Source organism: Acetatifactor sp., assembly GCF_982438285.1.
Genome location: NZ_CEWDFQ010000033.1, coordinates 1 through 15203, shown reverse-complemented (window position 1 = coordinate 15203; position 15203 = coordinate 1). Strand labels below are relative to the sequence as shown.

Annotated in this window: 15 protein-coding genes; 5 read left to right on the top strand and 10 right to left on the bottom strand. The window is 50.1% G+C overall.

Annotated elements, in window-relative coordinates:
- Positions 1-746 (bottom strand): NADH-ubiquinone oxidoreductase-F iron-sulfur binding region domain-containing protein (locus AC1WIP_RS03090; RefSeq protein WP_481140430.1); only part of this gene is annotated, 746 nt, incomplete at its 3' end.
- A 212-nt stretch (positions 747-958) separates the two neighbouring features.
- Here AC1WIP_RS03090 and AC1WIP_RS03085 point away from each other — a divergent pair.
- Both AC1WIP_RS03085 and AC1WIP_RS03080 read left to right on the top strand, forming a co-directional pair.
- Positions 959-2596: an ABC-F family ATP-binding cassette domain-containing protein gene (locus AC1WIP_RS03085; RefSeq protein ID WP_481140429.1), complete on the top strand. Its 1638-nt coding sequence runs from the start codon at positions 959-961 to the stop codon at positions 2594-2596.
- 6 nt (positions 2597-2602) lie between these two features.
- On the top strand, positions 2603-4366 hold the full coding sequence (locus tag AC1WIP_RS03080) for a Cof-type HAD-IIB family hydrolase (protein ID WP_481140428.1): 1764 nt from the start codon (positions 2603-2605) through the stop codon (positions 4364-4366).
- A gap of 7 nt (positions 4367-4373) precedes the next feature.
- On the opposite strand, the gene AC1WIP_RS03075 is transcribed toward AC1WIP_RS03080, so the two are convergent.
- Genes AC1WIP_RS03075 through pheA form a run of 7 tightly spaced genes read right to left on the bottom strand, consistent with a single transcriptional unit; the run spans position 4374 to position 12111 of the window.
- Positions 4374-4637 carry a glyoxalase gene (locus AC1WIP_RS03075; RefSeq protein ID WP_481140427.1) on the bottom strand — a complete coding sequence of 88 codons (264 nt, stop codon included), beginning with the start codon at positions 4635-4637 and terminating at the stop codon, positions 4374-4376.
- Positions 4638-4692: 55 nt separating this feature from the next.
- Positions 4693-5346 (bottom strand): HAD family hydrolase, encoded by a 654-nt coding sequence (locus AC1WIP_RS03070; RefSeq protein WP_481140426.1) that lies wholly within the window; start codon positions 5344-5346, stop codon positions 4693-4695.
- Positions 5343-5960, bottom strand: a complete 618-nt coding sequence (locus AC1WIP_RS03065; protein ID WP_481140425.1) for a Maf family protein — start codon at positions 5958-5960, stop codon at positions 5343-5345. The genes AC1WIP_RS03070 and AC1WIP_RS03065 overlap by 4 nt, the downstream gene beginning before the upstream one ends.
- On the bottom strand, positions 5953-8082 hold the full coding sequence (locus AC1WIP_RS03060; RefSeq protein ID WP_481140424.1) for an RNA degradosome polyphosphate kinase: 2130 nt from the start codon (positions 8080-8082) through the stop codon (positions 5953-5955). Before AC1WIP_RS03060 ends, AC1WIP_RS03065 begins: the two co-directional genes overlap by 8 nt.
- Before the next feature lie 12 nt (positions 8083-8094).
- Positions 8095-9639, bottom strand: coding sequence for a Ppx/GppA phosphatase family protein (locus tag AC1WIP_RS03055; RefSeq protein ID WP_481140423.1), 1545 nt, complete (start codon positions 9637-9639; stop codon positions 8095-8097).
- Positions 9640-9649: 10 nt separating this feature from the next.
- On the bottom strand, positions 9650-10960 hold the full coding sequence (locus AC1WIP_RS03050; protein ID WP_481140422.1) for an ATP-binding protein: 1311 nt from the start codon (positions 10958-10960) through the stop codon (positions 9650-9652).
- 26 nt (positions 10961-10986) lie between these two features.
- Positions 10987-12111 (bottom strand): prephenate dehydratase, encoded by a 1125-nt coding sequence (gene pheA, locus AC1WIP_RS03045; protein WP_481140421.1) that lies wholly within the window; start codon positions 12109-12111, stop codon positions 10987-10989.
- Between the two features lie 382 nt (positions 12112-12493).
- Here pheA and AC1WIP_RS03040 point away from each other — a divergent pair, with 382 nt between their 5' ends.
- Positions 12494-13519 carry a DUF5050 domain-containing protein gene (locus tag AC1WIP_RS03040; RefSeq protein WP_481140420.1) on the top strand — a complete coding sequence of 342 codons (1026 nt, stop codon included), beginning with the start codon at positions 12494-12496 and terminating at the stop codon, positions 13517-13519.
- Between the two features lie 12 nt (positions 13520-13531).
- Here AC1WIP_RS03040 and AC1WIP_RS03035 read toward each other — a convergent pair whose 3' ends face one another.
- Positions 13532-13876, bottom strand: coding sequence for an ArsR/SmtB family transcription factor (locus AC1WIP_RS03035; RefSeq protein ID WP_481140419.1), 345 nt, complete (start codon positions 13874-13876; stop codon positions 13532-13534).
- Between the two features lie 104 nt (positions 13877-13980).
- Here AC1WIP_RS03035 and AC1WIP_RS03030 point away from each other — a divergent pair, with 104 nt between their 5' ends.
- A complete protein-coding gene (locus AC1WIP_RS03030; RefSeq protein ID WP_481140418.1) occupies positions 13981-14394 on the top strand; it encodes a NusG domain II-containing protein in 414 nt (137 codons plus the stop codon).
- A gap of 51 nt (positions 14395-14445) precedes the next feature.
- On the top strand, positions 14446-14946 hold the full coding sequence (locus AC1WIP_RS03025) for a Gx transporter family protein (protein ID WP_481140417.1): 501 nt from the start codon (positions 14446-14448) through the stop codon (positions 14944-14946).
- Here AC1WIP_RS03025 and folK read toward each other — a convergent pair.
- The coding region (gene folK, locus AC1WIP_RS03020; RefSeq protein WP_481140416.1) for a 2-amino-4-hydroxy-6-hydroxymethyldihydropteridine diphosphokinase at positions 14888-15203 on the bottom strand (316 nt) is incomplete at its 5' end. The genes AC1WIP_RS03025 and folK overlap by 59 nt on opposite strands.

The window sequence follows — 15203 nt, the reverse complement described above, 5'->3', positions numbered from 1 at the left end:
CCCATAAGCTCCAGATAGTACGCGGCAGAAAGTCCCCCGGGGCCCCCTCCGATGATGGCCACTTTCTTTCCCGTATCCGCTGCCCTTTGGGGCACAGGCACCTTGTCAGCCCTGGCATTGTCCACCGCCACTCTCTTTAAGCCCCTGATGTTCACAGCGCTGTCAATCATGTTGCGTCTGCATCTGGCCTCACAGGGATGCTCGCAGACCAGGGCGCAGGCGGTGGGGAAGGGATTATCCTTCCGGATCAGCTTCACCGCATCCTCATAGCGCTCCTCCTTCACCAAGGCGATATACCCAGGAATGTCCACCCCTGCAGGGCAGAGCGCCACACAGGGCACCGGCTGGGTGATATGGCAGGAGCACCTGCCCTGTGTTATATGATGGATATAGTCCTCCCGAAAGCCCTCCAGGCCTGCCAGCACCATATGGGCCGCCTCATAGCCGATGGCACAGTCTGCGGAATCCATAATATCCTGTGCCGTGCTCTGTATCAGCGAAAGCGTCTCCTCACAGGCTCTCCCCTCCAGCACATCCTCCATGAGATTTCCCAGCTGGGAAAGCCCCACCCGGCAGGGCACACATTTCCCACAGGTCTGGGCATGGCAGAGCCTTAAAAAGGAAAGCTGCAGATCCACCGGGCAAAGCCCCGGAGGGCTGGCCACGATGCGTCTCTCCAGATCCTTATAGAGACGCTCCACCGTCATCTGCGCTTTGTTTGGCGTATCTATCTTCAACCGGCTCATAGGCTTCTCCTTCCTTTTTCTGGCTTTTGACATACAGTCACTTTAAATAAAAATTGTAATGCAATTTACCCCCGATGTCAACGCGGCGGGTGGCTGCAGACAACAATTTTGCTTGCATTTTCCGGCGTTTCCTGTAAAATAAGAAGCGGCGGATTTTTTCTGCCCTTTTACCGTAATTTAAAGTCAAGAAACAGCAAGAAAGGTTTAAAAAAATGATCAGTGCAAACAATGTAACGTTACGTATCGGAAAAAAAGCGTTATTTGAGGACGTGAATATTAAATTTACAGAGGGAAACTGCTACGGCCTGATCGGCGCAAACGGCGCCGGAAAGTCCACCTTTTTAAAGATTCTCTCCGGCCAGCTTGAGACCACAAAGGGAGACGTGACCATCACCCCCGGCCAGCGTCTGTCGGTGCTGGAGCAGGATCACTTTAAATATGACAGCAATGTGGTTTTGGATACCGTTATTATGGGCAATGAGCGTCTCTACCAGATCATGAAGGAAAAGGACGCCATTTACGCCAAGGAGGATTTCACCGAGGAGGACGGCATCCGCGCCAGCGAGCTGGAGGCCGAGTTTGCGGAGATGGACGGCTGGGAGGCGGAATCAAACGCCGCCATGCTCTTAAACGGACTGGGTGTGGACAGCGGGCTGCACACCTCCCTGATGCAGGATCTGGACGGCAGCTTAAAGGTCAAGGTGCTGCTTGCAAAGGCGCTCTTTGGCAATCCCGACATCCTGCTTTTAGACGAGCCCACCAACCATCTGGACCTGGACGCCATCGCCTGGCTGGAAGACTTTTTGATTGATTTTGAAAACACCGTGATCGTAGTGTCCCACGACCGCTATTTCTTAAACAAGGTGTGCACCCACATCGCGGATATCGACTATGGAAAAATCCAGCTTTACGCAGGAAATTACGATTTCTGGTATGAGTCCAGCCAGCTGCTGATCAGACAGATGAAAGAAGCAAACAAGAAAAAGGAAGAAAAAATCAAGGAGCTGCAGGAATTTATTTCCCGCTTCTCCGCAAACGCTTCCAAATCCAAGCAGGCAACCTCAAGAAAGAGAGCTCTTGAAAAAATCCAGCTGGATGAAATACGGCCCTCCAGCAGAAAATATCCCTATATCGATTTCCGCCCGGAGCGTGAGATCGGCAACGAGGTGCTCACCGTGGAGCATCTTTCCAAAACCATCGGGGGAGAAAAGGTGTTAGACGATCTCTCCTTTGTGGTGGGACACGATGACAAAATTGCCTTTGTGGGAAGCAATGAGCTGGCAAAGACCACTCTTTTCCAGATTCTGGCCGGAGAACTTAAGCCGGATGAGGGAACCTACAAATGGGGCGTCACTACCTCCCAGGCATACTTCCCCAAGGACAGCACAGAAGAATTTGACAACGATCTGACCATTGTGGACTGGCTTACCGGCTACTCTCCCATCAAGGATGTGACCTATGTGAGAGGCTTTCTGGGCCGTATGCTCTTTGCCGGCGAGGACGGCGTAAAAAAGGTGCGTGTGCTCTCCGGAGGAGAGAAGGTGCGCTGCCTGCTTTCCAAAATGATGATCAGCGGAGCAAACTGCCTGATTTTAGACGAGCCCACCAACCATCTGGATATGGAGTCCATCACCGCATTGAACAACGGGCTTATCAAATTCCCAGGCGTTGCGCTGTTTGCCTGCCATGACCACCAATTTGTGCAGACCACCGCAAACCGTATCATGGAGCTGCTTCCGGGAGGCGGTCTGATAGACAAGATCACAACCTACGACGAGTACCTGGCAAACGATGAGATGGCAAGAAAGCGCACCGTTTTCACTGCAAACAAGGAAGATGACGAGGACTGATAAGAAATGACGGTTTCTATCTCCCGGGGCGTACCCCCAGTAGACCTGCATGTACATTCCAGCCGTTCCGACGGCACCCTCTCCCCCAGTCAGCTGGTGGACTATGCCATGAAAAAAGGACTGAAGGCCTTTGCCCTGACAGACCACGACACCACGGATGGGCTGGACGAGGCAGTCTCCTATGCCCAAAGCCTGCGGGAGCGAATGTGCTGTCAGGGCTGCCTCCCTGACAGTCAGGCAGATATCTGTCTGGCCAGCGCGCCAGAGGTGATTCCCGGAATTGAATTTTCCACGGAATATGAAGGCCAGGACATCCATGTGGTGGGCCTGTATATTGATTATAAGAATGAGGCCTTTGGGCAAAAGCTGCAGGCTTTCGTGGATTCCAGAATCCTGAGAAACCAGAAAATGTGCTCTCTTTTACAGCAGGCCGGCATCCAGATTTCCTACGAGAAGCTTCTTTTGGAATTTCCCGGGGCTGTCATCACAAGGGCCCACTATGCCCGATACCTGTTAAGCCACGGATATGTAAAAAGCATAAAGGAGGCCTTTGAACGCTATGTGGGAGATGACTGCCCTTATTTTGTGCCCAGGGAAAAGGTAACGCCCCTTCAGGCGGTGGAGCTGATTTTAAAGGCGGACGGCATTCCTGTTCTGGCCCATCCGGGTCTTTATTCCATGAGTGATTCCAGGCTGGAAAAGCTGATAAAAGAGCTTAAGGAGGCCGGGCTTTTGGGCATCGAAGCCATCTACAGCACCTATGATGGGGCCATGGAGCGGAGGATGCGCGCTCTTGCATCCAAATACCGTCTCCTTATAAGCGGCGGCTCCGATTTCCACGGCGCCAACAAGCCGGGGCTTGATCTGGGCTGCGGCTACGGCAGTCTCTATATCCCCGAAACCGTTTTATGCGCCATAAAAGAATGCCGCAAAAATCTTCTCTTTACAGATCTGGACGGCACGCTTCTTTCAGATGACAGCACGGTCTCCCCTGCCATGAGGGAGGCCCTGTTTGGCATGGCAAAGGCAGGCCACCGTCTTATCCTCACCACAGGAAGACCCCTTCCCAGCGTCCTTTCAGTCTGCTCCCAGCTGGGCTTTCTAAAGAACGGGGTTCCTATCATCCCCAATCTTTTGGTGATTTCTTATAACGGCGCGCTGGTCTACGACTGCAGCAAAAAAACGCCTGTTTTAGAGCATCGCATCTCCCAGGAGGATATCGCTTTTATCACAAAGAAAGCCAGGGAAGCCGGGCTTCACATTCACGGCTACACGGACAGTGAAATCCTCTGCCGCTTTCAGGAAAATGGGCAGGAAAATGAAGAACTGCACTATTACAGACGGCGGATCACCATGCCCGTAAAATGGGTGCCTGATGTAGCGCAGGCCCTTCCTTATGGCACCTGGAAGCTTCAGGTCATACACCTGACAGACAAAGAGGCCCTAAAGCAGTTTCGGGATAGTCTGCTTCCCCGCTTTGAGGGCCGTCTTCAAATGATTTTTTCCAATCCCCGTTATCTGGAGATTCTGCCCGCCCAGGCTGGCAAAGGAAACGCACTGCGTCATGTGTGCGCTTATCTGCCCGCCCCCCTTTCCCACACCTTCGCCGCCGGGGATGAGGAAAACGACATTTCCATGCTTTTGGCCGCTCAGACGGGCATCGCCATGAAAAACGCCGCCCCCCAGACAAAAAAAGCCGCCCGCGTAATAACGCAGGCGGACAATAATCATGATGGATTGTTGGAAATCCTGAACCGGTACTTTCAATAGCTGAAGGCTATCCTTCCACAATCAGGTATCTTCCGTCTCCCACGTCGAATACCTCATCGGCCTCCAGGATTTCATCTCCCATGGCGCCATCCATGTCGATTCCGGCTTCCTCAAAATATTCGGCCACCTCTTTTGCGGAATCCACCACCACGGCCATACACTCCTCCAAAAAGCTTTCCGCTTCCTCCAGAGTCTCAGCCACCGTTTCCGGAAACAGCTGCAGCTGATTTTTCAGAAAGCATTCCAGTACCACATCGTCATACTCGTGCATACGCAACCCTCCTTTATCACCCAAAAAAGCCTTTGCTGCTATCATAATATAAAGATTATGCTATATAGTCAAGTAGCTGCAGCGGTTTTTCTATAATGGCATCCGCATGATTATCCAAAAGCTCTTTTTTGTCACGAAAGCCCCACAGGGCCCCCACCGTGAAAGCCCCCGCGCTTTTCCCGGTTTTCATGTCTGTGGCGGTATCCCCCAGATACAGAATATCCTCCGGCCCAAGTCCCAGCTTTTCCAGTATAAGAAACACGCCCTGGGGACTGGGCTTTAGGGGCACATTCTCCTGCTGTCCCATAATCACGTCAAAATAATGCTTTCCGAACAGACTTTCAATCACCTCAATGGTCTCCTGGTGGGGCTTGTTTGACAGCACCGCTATAGCGATCCCTTTTTCCTTAAGGGCATTTAACAGAGGTATAATTCCCTCATAGGGCTTTACCTGATACATACAGTTTTCCGCAAAGATTTCCAGATAACGCTCATAGGCTTCTTTGAAATGGGTAAGCTCTGTGTCTCCTCCTGCCGCCAGAGCTCTTTTTATCAGATTTGCCGCTCCGTCTCCTGCAAAATAGTAATACTGCTCCACCGTAAAGGGCCCATAGCCCAAAGGCTCCAAAGCCTTGTCCGTGCAATATTTTATACTGTGTATGGAATCGGACAAGGTGCCGTCCAGATCAAAAATTACAGCTTTTTTCATAACCAATCCTTTGCCTCCTGATATAGTCTTGCCGCAGGCAGTCCTACCACATTGTTGTAATCCCCTTCAATACGCCGGATAAATCTGGCCCCAAGTCCCTGGATGCCGTAGGCCCCCGCCTTATCCATGGGCTCTTTGGTATCCACATAAAACCGGATTTCCTCCTGTGTCATGGGATAGAAATGCACGTCCGTCACCTCGTGAAAGGTTTTTTCCCAGAGCTTTCCTTCCTCTCCCCTCCAGCAAATCAGCGTCACACCGGTATATACCTGGTGGGAACGGCCCTGGAGCAGAGAAAGCATCCGGCAGGCATCCTCCTTGTCTGCAGGCTTCCCCAGAATTCTGCCCTCACAGGCCACCACTGTATCCGCTCCCAGAATCAAGACAGGCTCTTGTATGCGTTCCTCTTCCTTTACTTTCTCCAGACAAGCAGACGCCTTCCGCAGGGAAAGCTCTTCCACCGCAAGGGAAGGGACGCTGGTAGTAAGCCCCTCGTCCACATCAGCGGGTAAAACCGAAAATTCCAGTCCCAGCTGTGTTAAAATGTCCCTTCTCCTGGGAGAAGCGGAGGCCAGAATCAGTTTACTTTGTACTATTTGCTTCTTATCATTCATGAGGTGTCTCCGGCGTAAAAATTCTGGTAACAGTGGCTGGGGCTTCCCTGCACGCCTCCTCCTTCTTTGACGCCTCCAGACAAAAAACCTCTTGAGAATTAAAGCGCTGCTTTCCCCTCTTATCCACCTTCTCATAGGAGCCGTCCGCCTGCAAAACGGAGGCCTTTACATTATCCTTAAGCTGGCACTCCAGGATGTGAAGCAGCTCTTCCTTACACTCCCTTCTGTCCACAGGGAAGAGAATTTCCACCCGTCTTTCCAGGTTTCTTGGCATCCAGTCCGCGCTTCCGCAGTAAATTTCATAGTGTTCATCGTTTTCAAAGTAGAAAATCCGGCTGTGCTCCAGGAAATTTCCCACAATGGAACGAACGGTAATATTTTCACTGACACCGGGCATGCCCACCCTCAGGCAGCAGATTCCCCTGACAATCAGATCGATTTTCACCCCGGCGGCGCTGGCCTCATAAAGGGCGGCTATGATATCCCTGTCGCACAGAGAATTCATTTTTGCAATAATCCGGGCGTGACGTCCCTCAAGGGCATATTTCTTCTCCCGCTCAATCAGATAAAGAAATTTGTCCTTCAGCCACAGGGGCGCTAGAGACAGCTTATTCCACAACAGGGGCTCGGAATAACCGGACAGCATATTAAACACCGCCGTCGCATCCTCTCCTACCATCTCCCCACAGGTAAACAGTCCAATGTCCGTATAGAGCTTTGCAGTGGCATCGTTATAATTCCCGGTTCCAAGGTGCACATAACGGCGTATGCCGTCCTCCTCACGCCGCACCACCAGCGTGATCTTGCTGTGGGTCTTTAAGCCCACCAGACCATAGATCACATGGCAGCCAGCCTTCTCCAGCATTCTGGCCCACACAATATTGTTTTCCTCGTCAAACCGGGCCTTCAGCTCCACCAGCACAGTGACCTGCTTGCCGTTTTCCGCCGCCTGAGCCAGGGCCGCGATAATGGGGGAATGGCCGCTGACACGGTAAAGAGTCTGCTTGATCGCCAGCACCTCAGGGTCCTTTGCCGCCTGACGGATAAAATCAACCACAGGGGTGAAGGTCTGATAGGGATGATGGAGCAGAATATCTCCCTCCCTGATCTTTTCAAAAATATCGCAGCCTGCCGGAAGTTCGGGCACCTGCTTGGGCTCATATTTGGGAGCCTTCAGATGTCCGTAGCCTTCCAGGCCGTATATCTTCATCAAAACAGTCAGGTCTAAGGGTCCGTCGATCTCGTAAATATTCTCTTCCTCCATGTGAAGCTCCTTTTTCAAGAGCTTCAGCATGCGCTTATCCATCCCGGCCTCCACCTCCAGCCGGATAGCCTGGCCCCACTGGCGTTTCTTTAACTGCTTTTCGATTTCCTTTAACAGGTCCGCAGCCTCATCCTCCTCTATGGTCAGGTCCGCGTTCCGCATGATCCGATAAGGGTTGGAACAGATAATTTCATAATTCAGGAAAAGTCTCTGTATATTGCGCTCAATGATCTCCTCCAGAAGAATGATCTTCCTGGCAGACCCGTGGGAAGGGAGCTCCACCACCCGGTTTAACACGCCCGGAACCTGTACGGTTGCAAACTCCAGCTCCTCCTTGGTGCCTTTTTTTCTGACCATAGCCCCAATATTCAGCGTCTTGTTGCGGATCAAGGGAAAAGGCCGGGAGGAATCCACCGCCATAGGGGTCAGCACCGGGTACACATTATCCTCAAAATAATGATCAATATAGTCCGCCTCCTCTTTGGTGAGCTGCTCGTGGTGTCTGATCAGATGCAGCCCGTTTTGCTCCAGCAGCGGAAGCAGCGACCTGCTGAAGGAAGAATACTGCAGGTCCACCAGATCGTGTATGGCTGTGTTAAGGGCAGCAAGCTGTTTTTCCGGCGTCATGCCCGCGATATCCTTTTTCTGATATCCCGCATTGACCATATCCTTTAAAGAGGCCACCCGGATCATAAAAAACTCGTCCAGATTGGAAGCGGTAATACTCAAAAATTTCAGCCGCTCAAAAAGGGGAATGCTCTTGTCCCTTGCCTCGTTTAAAACTCTGTGATCAAACAGAATCCAGCTTAACTCCCTGTTTACATAATATTTCGGATTTGTAAATTCTTTTTCTGCCATAATTTCCCTCTTCTAAAAATTCTTTCTCTGCTTTAATACCGGCGTTACGCTGAACCCCTCCCGAAAAAAGTCCGCCCTCCACTCAAAAAAGCCCTTCTCCAGGGTGATATCCTCCAGGGTATCCACAGTCAGTATCAGCTGATTCTCCCGGAGTGAAGCCTTAATGCTGCCAAGCTTCTGCTTATGGCTGCGATCCAGGCTGTTTGCCAGCCGCAAAATAGCGGTAAGCTTCGCCACAATCAGATAAGACTCCTTATCCAGGGTGCTCCTCCCGGCCTGTATCTGCCCGTAATATAAGAAAGGACTGTGGTTGAACCGGACCACATTGGCCACAATTTCTCTCTCCAGGTGGGACAGACCGATGATTTCCGTGGACATTATAATATTGTAAGAGGTTTCTCCGATGTTCACCATGCTGATATACTTTCCGCAGTCATGAAGGATAGCGGCAATCTGCAGGTACAGCCGTTCCCTCTTTCCCAGCCCATGCACCCGCTTCATGCTGTCAAAGATGGTTGTGGTGATTTTCTCAAGGGTTTCCGCCCGTTTTCTGCTGCCCTGATACCGTTTGCTGATGTTGACGGCGCAGGCTGTGATATCCTTTTCAAAATCATGCTCTCCCTTGAAAAGCTTCATCTTCTCCGCATACTCATAGGCGATACCGTCACACAGGGTAACTCCCGGCGCCCATATTTTCTCCGCTCCCATCAGCTCCGCAATCCGCTTGGTCAAAAGAGCGCTGATAAGCACCAGCGGAACCTTCTCCTCCGGTATATCCATAGCAACGGAAATTTCACTGCTGCTTTTATTTTTCAGTGTCTCCAGCAGGCCCTCAAATTCCTTTGTGTCCGTCATGGGCTGCCCGCTCCTCCCCAGCTTTTTCACCGCCCAGGGAGAAATGTAATCGTCCACGATTATAATATTCTGAATCACGCGGTCCTTCAAATACAGCTTTTTATATGTGGAAAGCTGTGCCGACGCCATCTCGTCAATCAAATTCGCCACCTGGGCCCGCTTTGCGTTCAGGTGATTTAAGTGCTCCTGCAGCCTGAGTACTCCCAGGCGGAGATTCTGGGTGGACACCAAAGTGTCATTGTCAAAGAGGGACAGCTGTATGCTGCCGCCGCCGATATCTACAATGGCGGTTCTTTCTTCGATAATCCGGCGGAAAATCTCCCCCTTTAACGCAATGGCCTTATAATTTAAAAAGCGCTGCTCGGAATTGCTTAAAATCTCCACCTTGATTCCGGTGCGCTGCTCCACCTGATCCTGCACAATGGTAAAATTTTCCGTCTCCCGCACCGCGCTGGTTCCATAGGCCTTGTATGCGTCCACCTTATAGGCCCGCATAATGCCGGAAAATTCCCGCAGCGCCCGGCACAGCTCATCCAGCTTTTCCTTGCTGATTTTCCCATTGGCATAGGTATCGCTTCCCAGATCCAGTCTCTGACGGATGCAGTCGATTTCCCGCATACTGTTCTTTGCGGAAAACTCAAATATTTTCATGGACAGCTCAAAGCTTCCCACATCAATTGCGGCAAAGGTCCTTACACTCATATGGCTCCTTTCACTCTTTCCCTAACAGGTAGTCTATAAACTGCTGTGCGCTTCTGCCGGAAAGCCCTCCGTGGGAAAGCTCCCATTTATTGGCCTCCTTAAGAAGCTCCTCCTGCGGCATGGATACGCCATAGCGTTCCGCCAGCGTCTTTACAATATTCTGAAATTCCTTTTTGTCCGGGGCGCCAAAATAAATGGTGACACCGAAACGATATACCAAGGACAGCTTCTCCTGCACCGTATCGCTGGTGTGCATGTCCTGTCTGACCTCTTCCTTGTCGCTATAATTTTCCCGAATCAGGTGACGTCTGTTGGAGGTGGCATAAATCAGCACATTTTCAGGTTTTTTCTCCAGGCCGCCTTCAATGACGGCCTTCAGATATTTGTACTCTATCTCAAAATCCTCAAAGCTCAGATCGTCCATATAAATGATAAACTTATAGTTACGCTTTTTGATCTGGCTGATTACCTCATTCAGGTCTCTGAACTGATGCTTATACACCTCAATGATACGAAGCCCTCTGTTATAATATTCATTGGCTATGGCCTTGATGCAGGAGGATTTCCCGGTGCCTGCGTCACCAAACAAAAGGCAGTTGTTGGCCTTTTTGCCTCTCACAAAGGCCTCAGTGTTATCGGTGAGCTTCTTTTTGGGAATCTCATAGCCCACAAGATCATCCAAATGCACATGGGCAATGTTTAAAATCGGCTGAATGTTCACCCCTTTCTCGTCATGGGCAATCCGGAAGGATTTGTGCAGGCCAAATTTCCCCACGCCGTACTCCTGATAAAACTGGGTCAGCGTATCCTTCATTTCCTCCGGCGTATTATCCTGGCAGAATTTTTCCGCAAGCTCGCAGATACGGGCACAGATACGGGCATTATACACCTTGCTTTCTCCGCTGCTGCCTTTGTAATTTTCCACCAGTGCAAACTCAGGAACCTTAAGCATTTCCATAAGCGGGCCAAAATCGTAGTCATAAAACTCCTTGAAGATTACAATGTCATGGAGCGCCGCCTGGTTGATGGTTCCCTCAATGGCTCCCTTGATTTCACACCCGCAGCTGTAGCTGTTTTCATTGTTTACCAAAAGGTTGGCCAGATAACAGTGCCACAGATTGCCATGAAAGCCATAATGGCCTGCCAGCTCTATCAGCCGGTGGATACAGCTGTAAAACAAAGCCTTCCTATTCTCCAAATCACGGCCGCCGTCCCCTCCAGGGCCCTCATTCTCTTCATATGCCGTCATCAGCCGCGCCATATCGTACAGCAGTCCGCCATCCTCAAAGTCTCTATATACGATCAATTCCTGTTCTCTCATGCCTTTATCCCTGCCGTTTTCTTCCTTTAATAATTGCCCAGTATTTTCATATTTCTGGCCTCTTCCCTAAGACCCCTGAGGGCGTTTTTCACGGAGCTGTCCGCCAGATTTCCCTCAAAATCAACAAAAAACCGATATTCCCAATTTCTATCCTCTATAGGGCGGCTCTCGATCTTGGTCAGATTCAGATTGTTGTAGATGAAGTGAGAAAGCATGTGGTAAAGAGAACCGCTCTCATGAGCCACTTCAAAGCAAATGCTCACCTTTCTGGCATCTTTCCTGAAAATTTTCTGGTTTGTAACAATGATAAAGCGGGTAGAATTGCTGCCCGAATGATTGATTCCTTTTTTAAGCACCTTAAGTCCGTAAATTTTCCCCGCGTGCTCTCCCGCTATGGCAGCCTGGGTCTTGTCCCCCTCCTTTGCCACCTTCCCGGCCGCAAAGGCATTGTTCTGCATACTGATCTGCTGCCAGTCATGATCCGCCAGATATCTGGCGCTCTGCATTAAGGACTGGGGGTGGGAATACACCCTTTTTATGTCCGAAAGCTCCGCTCCCGGCACCCCCAAAAGACAATGCTCTATCTTTATAATCTGCTCTCCCACAATATAATTTTCAAACTCCACCAAAAGGTCATAGATTTCACTGACGATCCCCGCCGTTGAATTTTCAATGGGCAGTACAGCAAAATCCGCGCTTCCCTCATCAATGGCGCTCATGGCGTCCCGGAAGCTGTCTACATGAAAGCTGTCCACCGCATCTCCAAAATAGGTCATCATAGCCGCCTGGGAATAAGCTCCCTCCGCTCCCTGGAACACCACCCGCGCCTTTTTTGTATCAAGCTCATCCACACCGATAAAGGGAAGTCTCCCCATGCCCGTTTTCTCCGCAAGAAGCTGATACTGCAGCTTTCTGCTCATGGACATGATCTGCTCAAACAGCTCCTCCACACCATGGCTGTTAAACTCATTGTGCGTCAGAGTCTTTACCCTGGCAAGCTTCTCCTGTTCCCTTTGCCTGTCAAATACCTTTTTCCCGGTTTCGATCTTGTACTCAGCCACCTGTCTGCTGATATCCATACGCTTCTCATAAAGCGCAACAATCTGTTCGTCTATCCCGTCTATCTGTTCTCTCAGCTTACGCAAATCCATGTCCGCCATGCTCCTTTTGTCTCTTTCTTTGTACTCCTTATTAAGTAATTGCGAAACTCACTCCCTGGTATCAGAAACTGGGCGTAATAACCAAAATAAGAGTGACCAGCCACTGCTTTGGAACCCGTTTTTGGTTATTATGACCAGGTTCGTGACTGTGCCAGCGAGTTTCGCAATTACTTATACTCCTTATCAGCACATTTAAGGATATCTTATACCAAAACAACCTTGATCGCAAGCGGGAAGCATTGTATACTTAAAGCAGAGTATCTACCTGTTAAATTATCACAATTTACAGCGTACGTCATCTATTTTTCAGCCGTTTTACTTATTTTTTACATATTTCATATGCTTTTTACAAAATCTGAAATGAGGGAATGTTATGAGCAGAAAAATTCGAACCATTGCAATCGCATTACTTGCAGCAGCGCTGTTTACTGCAGTTCTTCTTTTTCTCATCCTTTCAAACCGGATAACCATGAATCCCCCGGGAACCATCGGGAATACCGCCGGAAATCTGCACAACGGCGGCCTCTTCTGCGAGCTTGACGGCACCGTCTATTTCTCTAATTCCTATGACGGAGGCAGCCTTTACGCCATGGACAGCTCTGAGGAAAATATCAGAAAGCTGAGCAGCGTAAACGCACAGAATATCCTGGCCGGAGGGGATTACCTGTACTATTTTCAGCTGGGAGCTTCAGGGAATGCCGGAATGGGCTATGTGCTCAGCGTACGCTCCTTCAACCGCACTACTTTAGACGGCAGCCGCACAACCGGCTTAAACCGGGATATCATTGCCAAAGCCCAGCTGGTGGATAATTATCTCTATATACTGGCTGCCGGGGAGGAAAACCCCCAGTTTTACAAGCTAAAGATCGATAAATCCGAACAGACAGTTCTTGCTGATTATGAGATTGACCCTTCCTGCGCTGCGGCGGGAATGATCTATTACAGCGACCCCCAAAGCGGACACAGCTTATACCAGCTGAACACCTCCTCGGACACTGCATCCCTTTTGTGGGAAGGCAGTGTTGGATATCCTGTCATCCAGGGGGACTTTATCTACTATATGGATGTGGAAAACAATTACTGCCTCTGCCGTTACAGTCTGTCCCAGGGCACTTCCCAGACACTCACCACAGACCGGGTGGACTGCTTTAACGTGGGCGGCGGCTATGTTTACTATCAAAAAAACGGTGACACCCCGCAGCTGATCTGCATGCGTGAGGATGGCACCGGCGCCTTTGTGCTGGCAGAGGGAAACTACACCAAGCTTCATATGACATCTCAATATGTATATTTTCAGGAATTCGGCAACGACACCGCCCTTTACCACAGCCCTTTGGGCTCTGCCGGCTACGAAGTCTTTTCCGGGGCCAGAGACGCTGCTATTGCAGAAACACAATAAGACCCGTTTAGACTACTCCTCAATATGATCCTGGCCCTGGCTTAAAATGGTGACGATATGCGCATCTGCCAGGGCGTAAAAAATGGTTTTCCCCTCTCTTCGGTTTTTCACCAAATCCATCTGCTTGAGCACTCTAAGCTGATGAGAAATTGCCGACTGGGACATTCCAAGAACTGCAGCAATATCGTAAACGCACATTTCCGAACACAAAAGCACATAGAGAATCTTCAGGCGGGTGGCATCCCCAAACACCTTAAAAAACTCTGCAATATCCTGCATTTCTTCCTCAGGAGGCATTTTTCCCTCCACTCTTCTTATCGTGTCCTCATCCGCATAAATATATGTGTTTTCTTCCATAGCAGTCTCCATTTCAACAAAATTTCAAAACCATTTGCCACTTCTACACAAATTATACCACTTTTTGCTTCATTTCCAATCCGTTTTTTGTTATACTGATAGACATGAAAAAAATAATTCCTTTCAAAAACAAGTATCAAAAAAACGCCTTCTGCTTCCTGGTATTTCTTCTGCTCCTTGCGCTTTTTTGCATTCTCTGGATTCTGGTGCAGAGCAGACAGTCTCAGGAAAGCGAGGCCCTTATCTATCAGGACGGCGTTCTTTTAGAACGCATTAATCTGGCTTTGGTGGATACCCCCTACACCTTCACCGTCACAGGGGAGGGCGGCTGTACCAATGTAATAGAGGTGCGCCCGGGCAGCATCGGTGTGCTGTCCGCCGACTGTCCTGACCAGCTGTGCGTTCACCAGGGCTTCACAGACAGCTCACTTGTTCCCATTGTCTGTCTGCCAAACCGGCTGGTGATACAGGTGGACGCCCCGTCCTCTTCGGCACAGACGGATATCACAGCCTATTAATCACAAGAGACGCCACTTAGACGGGAATGAAACAATTCAGGAGAAAAGCTTATGAAAGTCAAAAAATTAACTCTGCTTGCTCTGTTTACCACCTTGGCGCTGATCATCTTCGCCGCTGAAAGCATGCTCCCCCCTCTGGTTCCGGTGCCGGGCATTAAGCTTGGCCTTGCAAATATCATAACGCTTGTTGTTTTACGAAATTTCACCGTAAAGGATGCGGCTGTGGTGCTCTTTATGCGGATTGTTTTATCTTCCTTTTTCTTTGGCCAGGCCCTGAGCCTGCTCTACAGCCTTGCAGGAGGTTTCCTCTGCCTTGTTGTCATGTGCCTCATCAATCGGCTGTTTTCCGGACATTACCTGTTTCTCACAAGCATCGCCGGTGCGCTGGCCCACAATGCAGGACAGCTTCTTACCGCCTTTTTTATCACACAGACGGCCGGGATATTCATCTATCTTCCTTTTCTTATGCTGGGCGGATTGATCACTGGGCTTTTTACCGGTCTGTGCGCCCATTTCTCTCAGAAATATCTAGTTCCTTTAATAAACCGCTGACCGTCTTTTGCAGGATTGGGTGTCTGAGGTTTGGCGCTATGGCGCAAAGGGGCTCCAGCACAAAACGCCTGTTCTCCAGATCTATGTGGGGAATGATCAGCTGCTCGTCCTCATACACCAGCTTGTCATAAAAGAGAATGTCCAAATCCAATGTTCTGGGGCCCCAGCGGACCAGACGCTCCCGCCCCGCTGCCGACTCAATGCGGTGCAGCTCCTCCAAAAGCTCGTCCGGGGAAAGAAGCGTCTCGATCTCCAGC